The sequence below is a fragment of the Sorangium sp. So ce448 genome (assembly GCF_051520915.1).
Classification (GTDB): domain Bacteria; phylum Myxococcota_A; class Polyangia; order Polyangiales; family Polyangiaceae; genus Sorangium; species Sorangium cellulosum_B.
Window position 1 is genome coordinate 9,627,120 of record NZ_CP150343.1, and the last position, 13,212, is coordinate 9,640,331.

The following is a 13,212-nucleotide window of genomic DNA, read 5'->3' on the forward strand; positions in this document are numbered from 1 at the left end:
GGGCGAACCGCGGCCGCATCAGAGCCGCGTACTAGCCCCGGAGGCCCCATGCGTTTTCCTCGGACGGTCGTCGGTTGTGCGGTCGCATCGTGGATGTCCCTCTCGACCACCTCCGCGCTGGCGGAGGTGGTCCTGGACCAGCTTCAGTTCTTCGGGCGAACCACCTGGAGAAAAGATTACAAGAGCGCGATCTCCGATTTCAACAACATCCAGGTCAGCATCGCCGCAATACCCTACGAAGATGTCATCTCCGTCGAAGCGGAATACGCGGGGGTGACGACCCCGCTCACCTTCAACGACTACAACGATCGCTACTACGCGACGATCGACACCAGCACGGTGCCCTACGGCCCTCACACCTTGACGTTGACCGCGTACGACAAGCTCGGAAGAGCGTCGACGCGGCAGGTTACCGTGCACAAGTACGCGCCGCCCAGCGTCTGGGTGACGAGCCCGCGGCCAAACCGCACGCTCACCGGGGACACCCGCATCGCTGCGACGTGCGTGGGGACGCCTCCCTATTCCTGCACGCAGTTCAAGGCGCGCGTCCGGAGCCAGGTGCGCGATGAGGTGCTGGTGGGCGTCCCGTCGTCGGTGCCAGGGAGGATGGATGTGCTGCACACCCTGTCGTCGCCGCTTCAGTCGGGCGAGGTGCTCACGATCAGGCTCGAGGCGACGGACGGCGTGGGCCCCGTCTGGTACGGGCCGACCCTCGGCGGGGGACTCGGCTTCTACGACTGGGCGCTCCCGCGTGTCTACGTCGAGCGGAGCCCGAAGCTCACCGCCGTCCAGCGCGCCCCCGGCGCCATCCTCGATTTCGATGCGACGCGCGTCCTGTTCATCGATCACGCGCTCCAGATCGGCGTCGTCGACCGCATGACGCAGCAGGTGACGTGGCTCGGGGAGCTCCGGATGCACCAGGATTGGATGCACAAGCCTGGTTACGGGGCGCTCACGCCGTCCGGCGTCGCCATGCAAGCGTGGTACGGATACGTCTTCCTGTGGAAGGACGGCGCCCTGGACAGGACGCCCAGGCAGGGCCGCCTCGACGCGGTGAACGGCGATACGCTCCTGTGGACGAGGACCGACGACGACGAGGCCATCGTACACACGCTCTCGACAGGCATCGAGACGAGCTTGTGGCTCGACCCCGGCGGCGCGTCGCCGTTCCAGGCGGACATCACGGCGTCAGGCGACACCTACTACAGCACGCACGAAGAGCCGTGGATCAGCGGGCCGGGCGACATCCGCCTCGGGGACCATCCCGGCTACTTGCAACGGCCGATCACCGACGGGACGAACGTCGCCGGCCGGTGGTGGAGCGGATCGGTGAGCTCGAGCTACCTCTACACGGCCGACGGCGCGGAGGTGTTCCTCGGCGACTCCAGGACCGGCGACGCGGCAGGGCTGCTGCTGCACGCAGGGTATGCGGCCTACCTGAAGAGCGACGGGGCCGTCAACCAGGTATGGCTGCGGACCCCCTCGGGCGACGAGCACCAGCTGAGCGACTTCGCAACGCCGAGCCAGTTCGATCAGCAGGAGCTGCGCATCGGGCACGACGGCATCAGCGACGCCGGCGAGGTCATGTTCCTCAACGACAAGAAGCGTTACATCGGGCGGCCTGGCGCCGCCCCGGAGGAGATCAGCAGCGAGCTCGGGCACGGGCGCTGGTTCGACGGGGACTGGTACGTCACCCTCGGCGACACCTTGTTCAAGGTAGCGAGCGCAGAGGCGCCGGCCTTCCTCGTCGCGTCGCCGGGCGACGCGGCGCCCGTCAACGCCTGCCTTCAGGGCGACCGAGCTACCATGTTTGCAAGCCCCGATCTCACGAATGAAAGGCATCAGGCGTTTGCCTCAGGAGAAACCCCGGGAAAGCCTGAAGGATGACCCTGGCCCGCATCCTGCTAAGCACCTAGACCAGAGCGCCCGTGACGGCTTCCCCCCCCCGCCGTCGAATGGGCGCTCTTTTTTTGTGCCCTTGCAGGGGGCGCAGGCGGCTCCGCCCCCTGCGGGTAGGACCCGCGGTCCGTGAGCCACTCAGCGGTTTCCGCCCACCTCTGCTACGCGCAGAGCAGAGCGCCGCTCTCCCCCGACGCGCAGAGCAGAGCGCCGCTCTCCCCCGACGCGCAGAGCAGAGCGCCGCTCTCCCCCGACGCGCAGAGCAGAGCGCCGCTCTCCCCCGACGCGCAGAGCAGAGCGGCGGTCACCCGCACAGGAGACGGGCCCAGATCGGCGTTTTCGGCGCGCAAGCGCACTCCGGTGCGCTGAGCACCGAAAACGCCGAGGTGGGCCCGTATCCGAAGCGGGTGACCGCCGCTCTAGAGGTTGCGGATCCAGGTGCGGAGCACGTCGAGCCCGGCCTCGTCCACGATCTCGGTCCCGAGGGGCGGCATCGAAGGCCAGTCCGGATCGCGCCTCCGGGCGCGCTCCACCACATCGCTGCCGTCGGGATCGCCCGGGTCGATCACCGGGCCGACGGCGGTGCGGTAGGTGGCCGTCGACTCGACGGACGCGAGCTCGCCGACCCGGAGCGTGAAATCGAACCTGCGCTCCGGGTCATAGCAGCGCGCGCCGTCGCTCTTCGGGCGGCTCCGGTTGTGGCAGTGGCTGCAGTTCGCGTGCAGCCAGCCGAGGGCGTCGCGCGTCACGGCGTCTCCGGGCAGCTGGATCGGCCGGCCCGGAGGATCCGAGAGCATCCCGCGGGCGATGACCTCGTCGAGGTCGACCTCGCCCCGGCTCGTGGCGAGCTGGATCGCGGAGAAGCCGAGCACGCGGCTCCTGGTCCCGCCGTGGCAGCCCATGCACTCGGCCGCCGCGGGCACGTCGTGCGGTGTCCCGCGCGCGTCCGCGGCGCCGCCGGGCGTCGCTAGCGCGTCGGTCCCGTCGGCGTTCCAGACGTAGGCGACCGAGGCCCAGTCCTCGGGGGCGGGGCCCACCTTGGCGAGCAGGCGGGTCTCGACGAGCGCCCCATCCCTCCGGAACTCCTTCCACAGGCGGGTCCCGTCGGGGAACTGCCATGCATCCTGATCGCCGGTGTCGATCTGCGCGCCGGGCGGCAGCCGGATGAACCGCTGCTTCTCGGCGCCATCGCTCCAGAGCGCGAACCCGGGCTCGTAGGCCACCACGTCGCTCGCCACCGCGCGCGCGGCGATGTCAGCGTAGAGGCCGGTCTCCGACAGCGCCGCGGGCAGCTCGGCCTGGCGCGCTGCATCGGGCGGATCGCACTCGTGGAAGTCGTCGCAGCCCGCGGCGGCGAGGCCGGCGGCGGCGAGCCAGAGCAGGGCGGAACCAGCGCGGGTCGGGCGCCTCTCGCGGGTGGACATGGCCGTATCTAGACAGAGGCCATGTGCCATCTCCAGTGATGGTTCGTGATACAGAACATCACCGTGGTGAATCTATCGACCATCGACCTCAACCTGCTCCACGTCCTCGCGGTCACGCTCGAGGAGCGCAGCGCGACGCGCGCCGCGCGCCGGCTGGGCGTCACGCAGTCGGCGGTCTCGAACGCGCTCGCCAGGGCCCGCGAGCTGCTCGGCGATCCGCTGCTCGTCCGCGATGGCCGCGGCATGGCGCCGACGCCGACGGCGGACGAGCTGCTGCCGGAGCTCGCGGCGGCGATGGGCCAGCTGCGGTCGATGATCGAGCACCGGCGGGTGTTCGACCCGCGCTCGTCGACCCGGGAGCTCACGCTCGCCTGCGCCGACAACTCGCAGATCGCGGACGTGCCGCCCGTCGCGGCGGCGCTCGCGCGGGAGATGCCGCTCGCGCGGCTCCGCGTGGTGAGCGTCGATTACCTGGTGGCGTCGGGGGGCATGTCCGCGGGCGGGCTCGACGCGGCGATCGGGGTGCACAAGCGCGACCCTGGGCTGCGCGTCGCGCCGCTCTACCGGGATCCGACCGTGGGGGTCGTCCGCCACGATCACCCGATCGTGGGCCAGCGTCTGACGCGGGGCTCCTTCCCGCGGCTCGGCTTCATCGACGTGCACATCCCGCTCGGCCGTCCGGGTCGTGGTCACGCCATGGTCGAGCAGGCCCTCCGCGCGCAGGGCCTGGTCCGCCGGATCGCCCTGGTGGTCCCTGGTTTCGCGGCCGCGACGATGGCGGCAGCGGCCAGCGACCTGGTGGCGTTCATGCCTCGCCGCGTCGCCGTGGCGCTCGGGTCGCACCTCCCTGTCCGGATCGTCGAGCTGCCCGTGAAGGACCTTGGGCACGAGATCTCGCTCGCGTGGCATGAGCGGACGCACAAGGACCCGGCGGCCGCCTGTTTGCGGAAGGTCATCGTGGAGACCCTGCGTGCGGCTGGCGGCGGCGGCTGCGACGAGGCCCCGCAGATGAAGCGGCAGCAGCGCCGCCACGATGGCGGGGGATCAGGCGGTCATTGACCGAAGCCATGGGCATGTCCCCCACGGTGATGGTCGACATCCTGAACGGCTGCCGAACTCGGCGAGCCGGCCGCGATCTTCTGCGGGGATCGAACGAAGGCGGTCAGACGATGGCCCCTCGCGAGGCCGAGGTCGAGGATGTGCTTGCCGGTCCGGCCGGTCGCGCCGAGTACGAGGAGTCGCATGTCATGAAGACCGGACGGGCGGCGAAAACGTGACGGAGATCGTGCAATTTGTCGGAAAGGGGGCGCCGCATCGCAGCAGGTCCAGGGACGTGGCGCCCGGCGGCGCCGCGGGTAGGGCCCTACGGCGCCGCCGACTGGCCCGCTTGCTTGTCTACATTACGCTGAGCTCATCCGTTCTTCCCAGGCACGAAGCGGAGGGACGCGAGGCGCAGCAGCTCACCAGAGCCGCCCTTTGCCCTCAGGTAGACCTCGTGGGAGCCGACGGCGCTCACCTTGCATGTCACGGTCGTCCAGGTCTCCCAGCCGCCGGTGGCGGGGACATCGCAGGTCGCGACGCGGCGGCCGCCCGCCAGCGGGTCGAGCCATACCTCGACGGCGCCGCCTTTCGCGCTGGAGGCCTGCAGCTCGATCTCGACCGACGCCACGCCGCCGCTGCCCAGATCGACGCTGCCGTACATGGCCCAGTCGCCGTCCTCCAGGCCGCCCAGCACCGGCCCTGCCGACTGGCTCGACACAACCTCGGTGCCGGACTCCTGGTCCGGCTCCGCGGCCGCGATCGCGGTGAAGCCGTCGCGGTACGTGAACACGTCGAAGTCAGCGCTCGCGTTGCTGGCAAAGACGCCGGCCTGGCTGCCGACCCACCCCATGTTGACTGTATCATAGTCCTCGAGCGCGCCGATTTCGATCGGCTCGCCCACCTGGGTCCAGGTCAGGCGGTCCGTGCTGAACCAGCCGGTGGCCTCGTGGTCCTTGCCGTGCACCAGCTTCAGCCAGAGGGTGCGCTCGGCCGGCGCCGGGGCATCGAAGCGGATCTCGGTCGCGTCCACCGCTTCATAGGCGCTCTCGTCGGCGTTGAGGACGGGGACGACCGACCGGAACGAGAAGCGGATCCGGTCTTCTGCGTCCGCCCGGACGCGCGCCACCGATACCTCCTGGCTGATGGGGTGCACCCACGTCGGGAACGCCGTGAGATCCTGCTCCGGGACGGCGTTGCCCAGGCGAACGCCAGCCGCGTCGCCCTCCGCTTCGGGGGCGAAGTCCATCCTCACGATCATCGCCTTGGCGTGCAGCGCGTCCTTCTGGATCACCCACCGCGTCTCGTCCTCCGCCGGCTTGAGCCGGAGCCACCCGGCGCGGTCGGTGACCGAGTAGCGATCGGACGGCATGTTGCCGTAGAAAGTCCAGGCCGGTGCGAGCTTGTCCCCGGTGAACTCGTCGTTGACGGGCAGCAGGAACGGGATGTCGCTGGGCGGCAGCGCCGGCGCCGACGCCGGCTCGCCCAGGCGACCGTTCACGACCGGGACCCCGGCGCCGCTCTCGTCGTCGATCCAGGTCACCTGGCTGAGCAACCCCTGCCGGCCCAGGCCACGCCAGTTGCTCTCGCACTCGTACGAGTGGGAGAAGACCCACCACGTGCCGTCGGTGATCTGGAACGGCGCGGTGCTGTGCTGCGCGCCGCTGAACGGGGCCTCTCCCTTGAGGACGCTGCCCAGCGGCGTCCAGTCCTCGGGGTTGCTGCTCAGCGTGGCCGAGCGCCACCCGTACTGCTCGCCGCCGCACCCCGTGTGGGTCGAGTCGAAGTAATAGTAGAAGCCGTTTCGCTTCGTCATGGTGGGCCCCTCGGCCCAATTGGCCTCGACCGCGCTGTCGGGGTTGGCCGCGGGATCACCGCACCCCCCGTTCTCCACGTCCCAGTTGACGAAGCTGAGATCGATCGACTCGCCGCTGAGCTGCCCGGTCTCGGGATCGATCTTCTGGACCAGGTTGACGCCGAAGTTGTTCTCCTCGCCGCCCGTCCCTCCATTCCATTTGCACTGCCCCGCCTTCACGACGAGGTACGTGGTCCCGTCGTCGTCGACGAACACCGAGTCGTCATAGCCGGTCCCGCGGTCGAACGATACGAGCTCCGGGTCCTCTCCGGGCGGCGTGTAGGGGCCCACAGGCTCCACGTGGACGGGCTCTCCCCAGGGCCCTGCCAGGCTTTCGGCCTCCGCGAAGTACTGGTTGAAGTTGACGGCGAAGTAGACCCTGTAGCCGGCGGCGACCTTGACGATGAAGCCGCCCCACGTCCCGCCCCCCGCCGAGGTCGAGGCCTCCAGGCCGGACCACGCCGGATCGACGACGCGCGACACGCGCTCCCAGCGGATGAGGTCCCGCGAGTGCAGGATCTCGACGTTGGGTGAGATGTTGAAGCTGGAGCCGGTGATGTAGAAATCGTCCCCCTCGATGTAGATGTTCATGTCCGGGTGATCGCCGGGCAGGATCGGGTTCAGGTAGGTGGACTGGGGCTCGCCCGGCCAGCTCGCTGTCTCGAAGGCGGCGGTCAGCGTCTTGTTCCCGTCCACCGTGACCTCCACGATGTCGTCCGCCTCGCTCGCGGCCCCGCTCCATCCCGTGAAGTCGGCGCTCGGCGCGGGTCTGGCGGTCACGGTCACCACTGTGCCGGCCCTGCGCAGGTAGGTTCCAGGCGGAGGATCAGTGGTCCCGTCCCCCTTCGCCTCGATGGTCAGGGGATATTCCACGGGCGCTACCTGCTCGTCCACTCCGCAGGACATGGGCAGGGACCCGATCAGGATCATCGCCGTGATGCAAGCGCTGTGTTTTCTCATGGTCATGTCCTGAGTCGTTCTGGCCGCCAATCCCGGCTACAAGGATCTCTGGCGGGTGCGCATGACGGCCCGTGCAGTCTTCAGATTGAAAGGACGAGCGCGGGCCCACTGTGAACGCTCACACGACGGGTGTCAATTTACCTCGCGACGGGCGGGAGGTCGACCGGCTGGCCGGTGCGGCGGAGCGGTGTCTGCTCCATAAGCGGTTATCGAAATCGCTGCCGCCCGGCCAGCGCTCCACCCCCTGCACGCCCGACGGTCTCCTCGAGCCGGATTGGCCCCGACCAGCGCTGATGTGGGCGAGCGCGGTGACGCACGGAATCTGGGATGAAGGGCAGCGCAGCTCGCGGTGCGACCAGGAGTGGGCCGAAGCGGCATCGCGCTGCGCGGCGCGAGGCGCCCTTGCGACGACATCGAGGCCGACTTCGGCAGCGGATTCACGATCCATCGCAAAGGCCTCTTCGCCACGACAGGCCAGAACAACGTCGTCTTGCGCTGCACGAACTGGTTAACCCTGCAAGCCGGCCCCGGAGACGCACCGCTAGACGGGGCGTTCGACAGCGCGTCCGGGAAAAGCCAATGCGTCTTCACCGTGGCGCCTGTGGCGATGCCCATCTTCGATGCCCCGTTCTCCTTGAGCGGGTCGTACACGCCCGTCACCGGGTTCGACTTCGCCAGACCCCCGTACAACCAGCTCGACGTCTCGGAGTTCGGTCAGACCGGCCTCAACCTTCCCGGATCCCGCGGAGCACCGCCTCGACGTCCCGCTCCGCGCCGAGCGCGAGCCCCCGGTCCGCGAGCGCCCGCGCGGCGGCCGGGTCGCTCCCGGCGAGCGCCTGCTCCGCCGCGTGCAGGTAGAACTCCACCGCGAGCCGCGGCTCGCCGCCCCGCTCGAAGTGCTCGGCGAGCACCTTGGCGTCGTGCTCTCCCGCCTGCAGCAGCCACTCGGCGGCGAGCCGGTGCCCGAGCGCGCGATCGTGGTCCGGCAGCATCGCGTAGCAGCCGTCGCGGATGAGCGCGTGCCGGAACGCGTACTCCTCCTCGTCCGAGAAGCGGCTCTGCTCGCGGCGCTCGAGCAGCTCGCGCTGGAGCATCCAGGGCAGCCAGTCCACCGCGAGCGTCGACCCGCCGGCGTCGCCGAGCAGGGCGAGCGCCCCGGTCTTCCAGAACGCCTCGCCGAAGACGCTCGCCGCCCGCAGCAGCCGCCGCGCCTCCGCGGGGATGGCCTCGAGCCGCGCCTCGACCATGCCCAGGATCGTCTCCGGCAGCCTGTCCGCGCGCCCCTCCGCGACCGCCCGGATGAGCTCCTCCAGGTAGAAGGCGTTGCCGCTCGCGCGCTCGACGAGGCGCGCGACCTCGGAGGGCGGGAGCCCGTCGCCGAGCATCTGCCGCACGAGCTCCTCGGCCGCGCGGCGCGGCAGCGCGCCGAGCGTGATCTCGTGGACCTCGCTGCCCTCCCAGAGGACGGGGAAGACCTTCCGCACCTCGACCCGTGCCAGGTAGAGCACCGCGAAGGGCCTGTCGTGGAGCTCCCGGAGGGCCCGCGCGATGAGCTTGAGCGACGCCGCGTCGCCCCACTGGATGTCCTCGAGCACGAGCAGGTACGGCCCCGCCGCGCACGCCGCCTCCATGAAATCGAGGTAGGCGAGCGGGATCTGGTCGGCCATCAGGGCCGGGCTCTGCCGCGCCGCGAGGAAGCTCGGATCCGCCTCGCCCGGGAACGGCGTGCCGACGATCTCGCCGAGGAACGCGGCGATCCGCGTCCTCTCGCCCGGCGTCAGCGCCTGGGCGCGGGCCACCAGCGAGAGGAGCCGCTCCCGCTGCGCCGGGGCGGGCTCGCCGCCGGTGATGCCGGCCGCGCCCCGGAGCGCGGAGCCGAGGAGCGAGAACGGCGACCCCGCGCTCAGCGAGTCGCCGCGGCCGACCGCGACCGTGAGCTCGGGGTGCCGCTCCCGCAGGATCTCGATGAGCTCGTACCGCAGGCGGGATTTGCCGATCCCGGGCGGCCCGGTGATCAGGATGGCGCGGGGCTCCGGCCCGCCGAAGCTGTCTTCGAGGAGCTCGCGCAGGTTCCGGAGCTCCCTGTCGCGGCCGACGTAGGGGCTCGGCTTGCCGAGGAGCGTCCGCGCCGACCGGCCGACCTCGCGCTCATGCAGCAGGAAGAACGTGCCGGACCGCGCCGGCTCGATCTCGAACCGCGCGTCGAGCAGCGCCCGCGTCACGTCGTCGATCCACACGGGGGCGGGCCTCCGCTCCGGGCGCGCGTCGCGCTCCGCGAGGGCGAGGAGCGCGGCCGCGCGGTCCATGACCGGGCCGACAGGGAGGCTGCCGGTGTGCTCGGCGCGGCCGGTCGTGAGCACGACGGAGGCCTCCGGCACGACCTCGACGAGCTTCAGGGCGCACCGCGCCGCGCGCGCTGCCTGCAGGGCGGCGTCGCCCACGCCGGCGATCGAGAGCACGATCGTCCCGTCGGCGAGCGCGTCCACGCGGGCCCCTAACGGCTGCGCGCTCGTGTAGAGCTTCCTCGTGAGGTCGCTCGGCTCCGCGGCGACGAGCGTGCTGGCCGCGCTGTCGCAGGGCGAGAAGCGCGGCTCCCGCGCGGCCACCAGCGAGAGCAGCCGGAGCTCGCCCGCCGTGATCGCCTCGTACAGGACGGGGGGCGCGGCCAGGCCGCTCGTCGGATCGCGCTCGAGGGCGTCGAGCGCGTCGATGACGGCCGAGCCGTCGCGCGGCCGCTGCTCCGGGTCCTTCGCGAGCATGCGGGCGACGAACTCGTCGAGCTCCTGCGGCACCTCGGGCCGGAGGTTCCGGACGCGCGGCGGGTCTTCCATGAGGAGCTTCGCGAGGAGGGCCATCACGTGCTGGCCCTGGAACGCGGGCCTGCCCGTGAGGCACTCGAAGAGCACGGCGCCGAGCGAGAAGATGTCGGCCCGCGCGTCGAGGCGCTCGCGCTCGCCGGTGGCCTGCTCCGGGGCCATGTAGCCCGGGGTCCCCATCACCGAGCCGGTCTGGGTGAGCGCGCCGATGGTGCGCTTCATCCGGGCGATGCCGAAGTCGAGCACCCTGAGGCCGGCGACCTCGCCGCCGACGAGCAGCAGGTTGCTCGGCTTGACGTCCCGGTGGACGATGCCCCGCGCGTGCGCCGCCCCGAGCGCCTCGGCGGCCGCGCGGAGCAGGGCGAGGCTCTCCTCGAGATCGAGCTTCTGCCGGGCGAGGCGCTGCGCCAGGCTCTCCCCTTCGAGCCATTCCATGGCGAGGTAGGGCACCCCGTCGGGGGTGATGCCGTGGGCCACGTGCCGGACGATCCGCGGGTGATCGAGCTCGGCGAGGATCCGCGCCTCGTGCTCGAAGCGGTGCGCGGCGCTCCGGTCGGGCTGGCCGAGGAGCTTGAGCGCGACCTGCGCCCCCGTGGCCCGGTCGACGGCGCGGTAGACCGTCCCCATCCCACCGGAGGCCGCGACGCGCTCGAGCTGGAAGCGGCTGTCGATGACCTCTCCCGGGCGCATAAGGCGGAGGATGCACCGGCGTCGAGCCGTCTTCAACGGTCCGGCGGGAGGCCGGCGGTCGGTGTGCGGCTATACGCTCGCGCGGCGCGCCAGGCGGTGAGTCGCGCCTCAGCTCTTCGGGATGCGCCATGTCACGCCGGCGCGGAAGAAGAGCACGTTCGGGATGCTCTGCCCGCCTCCGGGGATACCCTCGTCCTCGTCGTTCATCGGCTCGTAGCGACGGAACAGGCTGTGTCCCGCCTGGGCGGTCACCCACACCGACGAGAAGGCGCGCACGCCGAGGGTCACGCCCGCGGTCGCGACCGAGTAGGCGACATGATCGAGGCACTCCTCGGGCCGCGCCGCGCGCTCGTCCTGCTCGGTCGCCGGGTCGTCGGCCGGCTGGGCCGCGCACGGCCACGCCCCGGTGACGCGCGGGTCGCGCACGGCGTAGGCGTTCCCCGCCAGGTCCGCGCGCAGGCCGACCTCGACGCGATCCGAGAAGAGGAGCTTCACGGCCGCGAAGCCCGGCAGGAAGGCCTCGACGCGGAAGAGGGGGCTCGGCGTCCAGTCGACGTACGCCGCCGGCAGCGGGAGGAACGAGCCGAAGCTGTACGACGCCAGCGCGCCGCCGCCGAGGACGAGCTTCTCCGAGAGCGTGCGGGTCACGAGCCCTAGCGCGCTGACGCGGACGAGCCCGCCGTCGAAGGCCTCGAAGTCGCCCGCGAGCCCCGGCGCGACGCGCAGCGAGAGCGACCAGTCGTCGGGGAGCAGCTGGACGAACAGCACCGGGACGTCGACGGCGTGGAAGGCCCGGAGCTCGTCGAAGCCGGGCGGGGCGCCGACGTACGAGATCGCCTCGACGTGGTACGTCGCCCCCGGGATCAGGAACGTCTTCTCCCCGAGGGGGATCGGCACGTTGGCGTTGACCTCGTACGACGAGATCTGCGCCCGCACGGGGCGCGGGTCCTCGATCGCCGCGCCCGGCATGTACTGCGCGCTCAGGTCCACGAGATCGGGGAGCTGGGCCCACGCCGCGCCCGGCGCGAGGACCGCGACGACCGCGAGCAGCGGCGCCAGGGCGAGGAGCCGCGGGGGGCGCGCGGCGGCGCGATCGGCGGGCCTCATCGCGCGACCCGCTCGTCGAGCCAGTCGAACAGCCGCCCCTGGGCGAGGAGCTGGTTGCCGCCCTGGCAGTGGACCTGCGACGCCGTGCCCGCGTCGAACACCATCATGTGCTTCGGGCACGTGAGCGCGCCGTAGAGGCGCTCCGACTCGCCTGGAGACGCGTCCTCGGCGCTGCCCTCCATGATCAGCGTCTCGCAGCGGATGCCCGCGACGCCGTCGGCGTTGTCGTACTTGCGGAGCTCGTCGATCACCTCGTGCGGCGTCGAGACGCCGTGCTTCCATGCCACGTCGTCGAAGTACCAGCGCGCGTCGGGCAGCACAACCGAGGCGGCGTCGATGGCGCGGTCGAAGGCCGCGGGGCCGCGCGCGTGCAGCTCGAGCAGGCCGGGCATCGACGCGAAGTGGCGCAGCATCGCGTCGCGCCAGCTGACGACGCCCGGGTTGGCGACGAGGGCGCGCAGGCGGCGCTCGCGCGAGGCCGCCCGCGGCGCGAGGTAGCCGCCGAACGAGAGCCCCATCAGGACGAACTTGCCGGCGTCGAGCCGCTCGTCGCGCTCGGCGAAGTCGAGCACGCGCCCCACGGGGACCTCCCAGTCGGGCCGGAAGGGGTGCCCGTGGAGGCGCAGCGAGGCGCCCTGGCCCGGGCCGTGGAACGAGAGGACGTGGTAGCCCCGCTCGAGCGCGCCGTCGACGACCCACATGGTGTCCTCGGGCCACGCGTGGAGGCCCTGCTGCAGCACGATCGTGGGCGCGCGCGCCGCCCCGGGCGCGTAGTGGACGCGGCCGTGGAGCACGCCGTTCTCGTAGGGGATATCGACCTGCCGGGAGTCGTAGCCCCGCATGCGGAGCGCCCGGTCATGCAGGTCGAGCCCCGCGATCGTCGCCTGGACCAGGCGCGGGTCGGAGCGATCCGCGTAGCGCATCAGCCCGGCCCGGTAGTACGCGCCCGCGCGCAGGAAATGCGACGCGGCGCTGCGCGCGTGGCCGCGGGCCTCCGCCTCCTCGCCGTAGCCCCGCACCCGCTTCGCGGTGGCCAGCCACTGCTCGAACCACGAGCGCTCGTCGCCAGGGAGGATGCGGGTCGCGGTGTCGAGCACCTCGCCGACGTCGGTCAGCCCCATCGACGCGAGGCCGAGCCAGAACACGATCTGCGCATCCATGACCGGCTGGCCGGTGAACTTGAACCGGTGCCAGACGGGCGCCGCCTGGCCCCGCCCGAGCGTGTCGTCGCCGTGGAACCGCGCGGACGCGACCTCCTGATCGACCCCGCGGCGGCCCGACGCGAACCCGAGCGCCGCCCCGCCCCCGGCGACCGCCGTGTGGGTGAGAAATCTCCGCCGATCGAGCATCGGTGCACCTCCAGCGCCTGACGAAACAATTGTTTGAAACATGTGTTTCAAGGATTGACGCCCGCCGGGCGCAT

The 13,212-nt window shown here is 71.4% G+C and carries 8 protein-coding genes; 2 read left to right on the plus strand and 6 right to left on the minus strand.

What is annotated here, in order from left to right:
* Positions 1-48: 48 nt before the first annotated feature.
* Positions 49-1,887, plus strand: coding sequence for a hypothetical protein (locus WMF45_RS36460; protein ID WP_437710243.1), 1,839 nt, complete (start codon positions 49-51; stop codon positions 1,885-1,887).
* A 431-nt stretch (positions 1,888-2,318) separates the two neighbouring features.
* Here the strand turns inward: WMF45_RS36460 and WMF45_RS36465 are convergent, their stop codons facing one another.
* Entirely contained in the window at positions 2,319-3,323 is a 1,005-nt protein-coding gene (locus WMF45_RS36465) for a hypothetical protein (protein ID WP_437710245.1), read from the minus strand.
* Between the two features lie 45 nt (positions 3,324-3,368).
* Here WMF45_RS36465 and WMF45_RS36470 point away from each other — a divergent pair, with 45 nt between their 5' ends.
* Positions 3,369-4,382 carry a LysR family transcriptional regulator gene (locus WMF45_RS36470; RefSeq protein ID WP_437710246.1) on the plus strand — a complete coding sequence of 338 codons (1,014 nt, stop codon included), beginning with the start codon at positions 3,369-3,371 and terminating at the stop codon, positions 4,380-4,382.
* On the opposite strand, the gene WMF45_RS36475 is transcribed toward WMF45_RS36470, so the two are convergent.
* The 5 genes from WMF45_RS36475 to WMF45_RS36495 form a co-directional block, all read right to left on the minus strand.
* A complete protein-coding gene (locus tag WMF45_RS36475) occupies positions 4,376-4,567 on the minus strand; it encodes an NAD(P)H-binding protein (protein WP_437710248.1) in 192 nt (63 codons plus the stop codon). The genes WMF45_RS36470 and WMF45_RS36475 overlap by 7 nt on opposite strands.
* Positions 4,568-4,734: 167 nt before the next feature.
* Complete coding sequence (locus WMF45_RS36480) at positions 4,735-7,176, minus strand: family 43 glycosylhydrolase (RefSeq protein ID WP_437710250.1); 2,442 nt, start codon at positions 7,174-7,176, stop codon at positions 4,735-4,737.
* A gap of 725 nt (positions 7,177-7,901) precedes the next feature.
* Entirely contained in the window at positions 7,902-10,682 is a 2,781-nt protein-coding gene (locus tag WMF45_RS36485; protein WP_437710252.1) for a serine/threonine-protein kinase, read from the minus strand.
* 108 nt (positions 10,683-10,790) lie between these two features.
* Positions 10,791-11,789 (minus strand): DUF6268 family outer membrane beta-barrel protein, encoded by a 999-nt coding sequence (locus tag WMF45_RS36490; protein ID WP_437710254.1) that lies wholly within the window; start codon positions 11,787-11,789, stop codon positions 10,791-10,793.
* A complete protein-coding gene (locus WMF45_RS36495; protein WP_437710256.1) occupies positions 11,786-13,138 on the minus strand; it encodes an alpha/beta hydrolase family protein in 1,353 nt (450 codons plus the stop codon). Before WMF45_RS36495 ends, WMF45_RS36490 begins: the two co-directional genes overlap by 4 nt.
* Positions 13,139-13,212 lie beyond the last annotated feature (74 nt).

What these genes read in the sequence shown, in the direction of transcription:
- WMF45_RS36460 (WP_437710243.1), top strand. Translation starts at nt 49, where the DNA reads ATGCGTTTTCCTCGGACGGTCGTCGGTTGTGCGGTCGCATCGTGGATG.
- WMF45_RS36465 (WP_437710245.1), bottom strand. Translation starts at nt 3,323, where the DNA reads ATGTCCACCCGCGAGAGGCGCCCGACCCGCGCTGGTTCCGCCCTGCTC.
- WMF45_RS36475 (WP_437710248.1), bottom strand. Translation starts at nt 4,567, where the DNA reads ATGCGACTCCTCGTACTCGGCGCGACCGGCCGGACCGGCAAGCACATC.
- WMF45_RS36480 (WP_437710250.1), bottom strand. Translation starts at nt 7,176, where the DNA reads ATGAGAAAACACAGCGCTTGCATCACGGCGATGATCCTGATCGGGTCC.
- WMF45_RS36485 (WP_437710252.1), bottom strand. Translation starts at nt 10,682, where the DNA reads ATGCGCCCGGGAGAGGTCATCGACAGCCGCTTCCAGCTCGAGCGCGTC.
- WMF45_RS36490 (WP_437710254.1), bottom strand. Translation starts at nt 11,789, where the DNA reads ATGAGGCCCGCCGATCGCGCCGCCGCGCGCCCCCCGCGGCTCCTCGCC.
- WMF45_RS36495 (WP_437710256.1), bottom strand. Translation starts at nt 13,138, where the DNA reads ATGCTCGATCGGCGGAGATTTCTCACCCACACGGCGGTCGCCGGGGGC.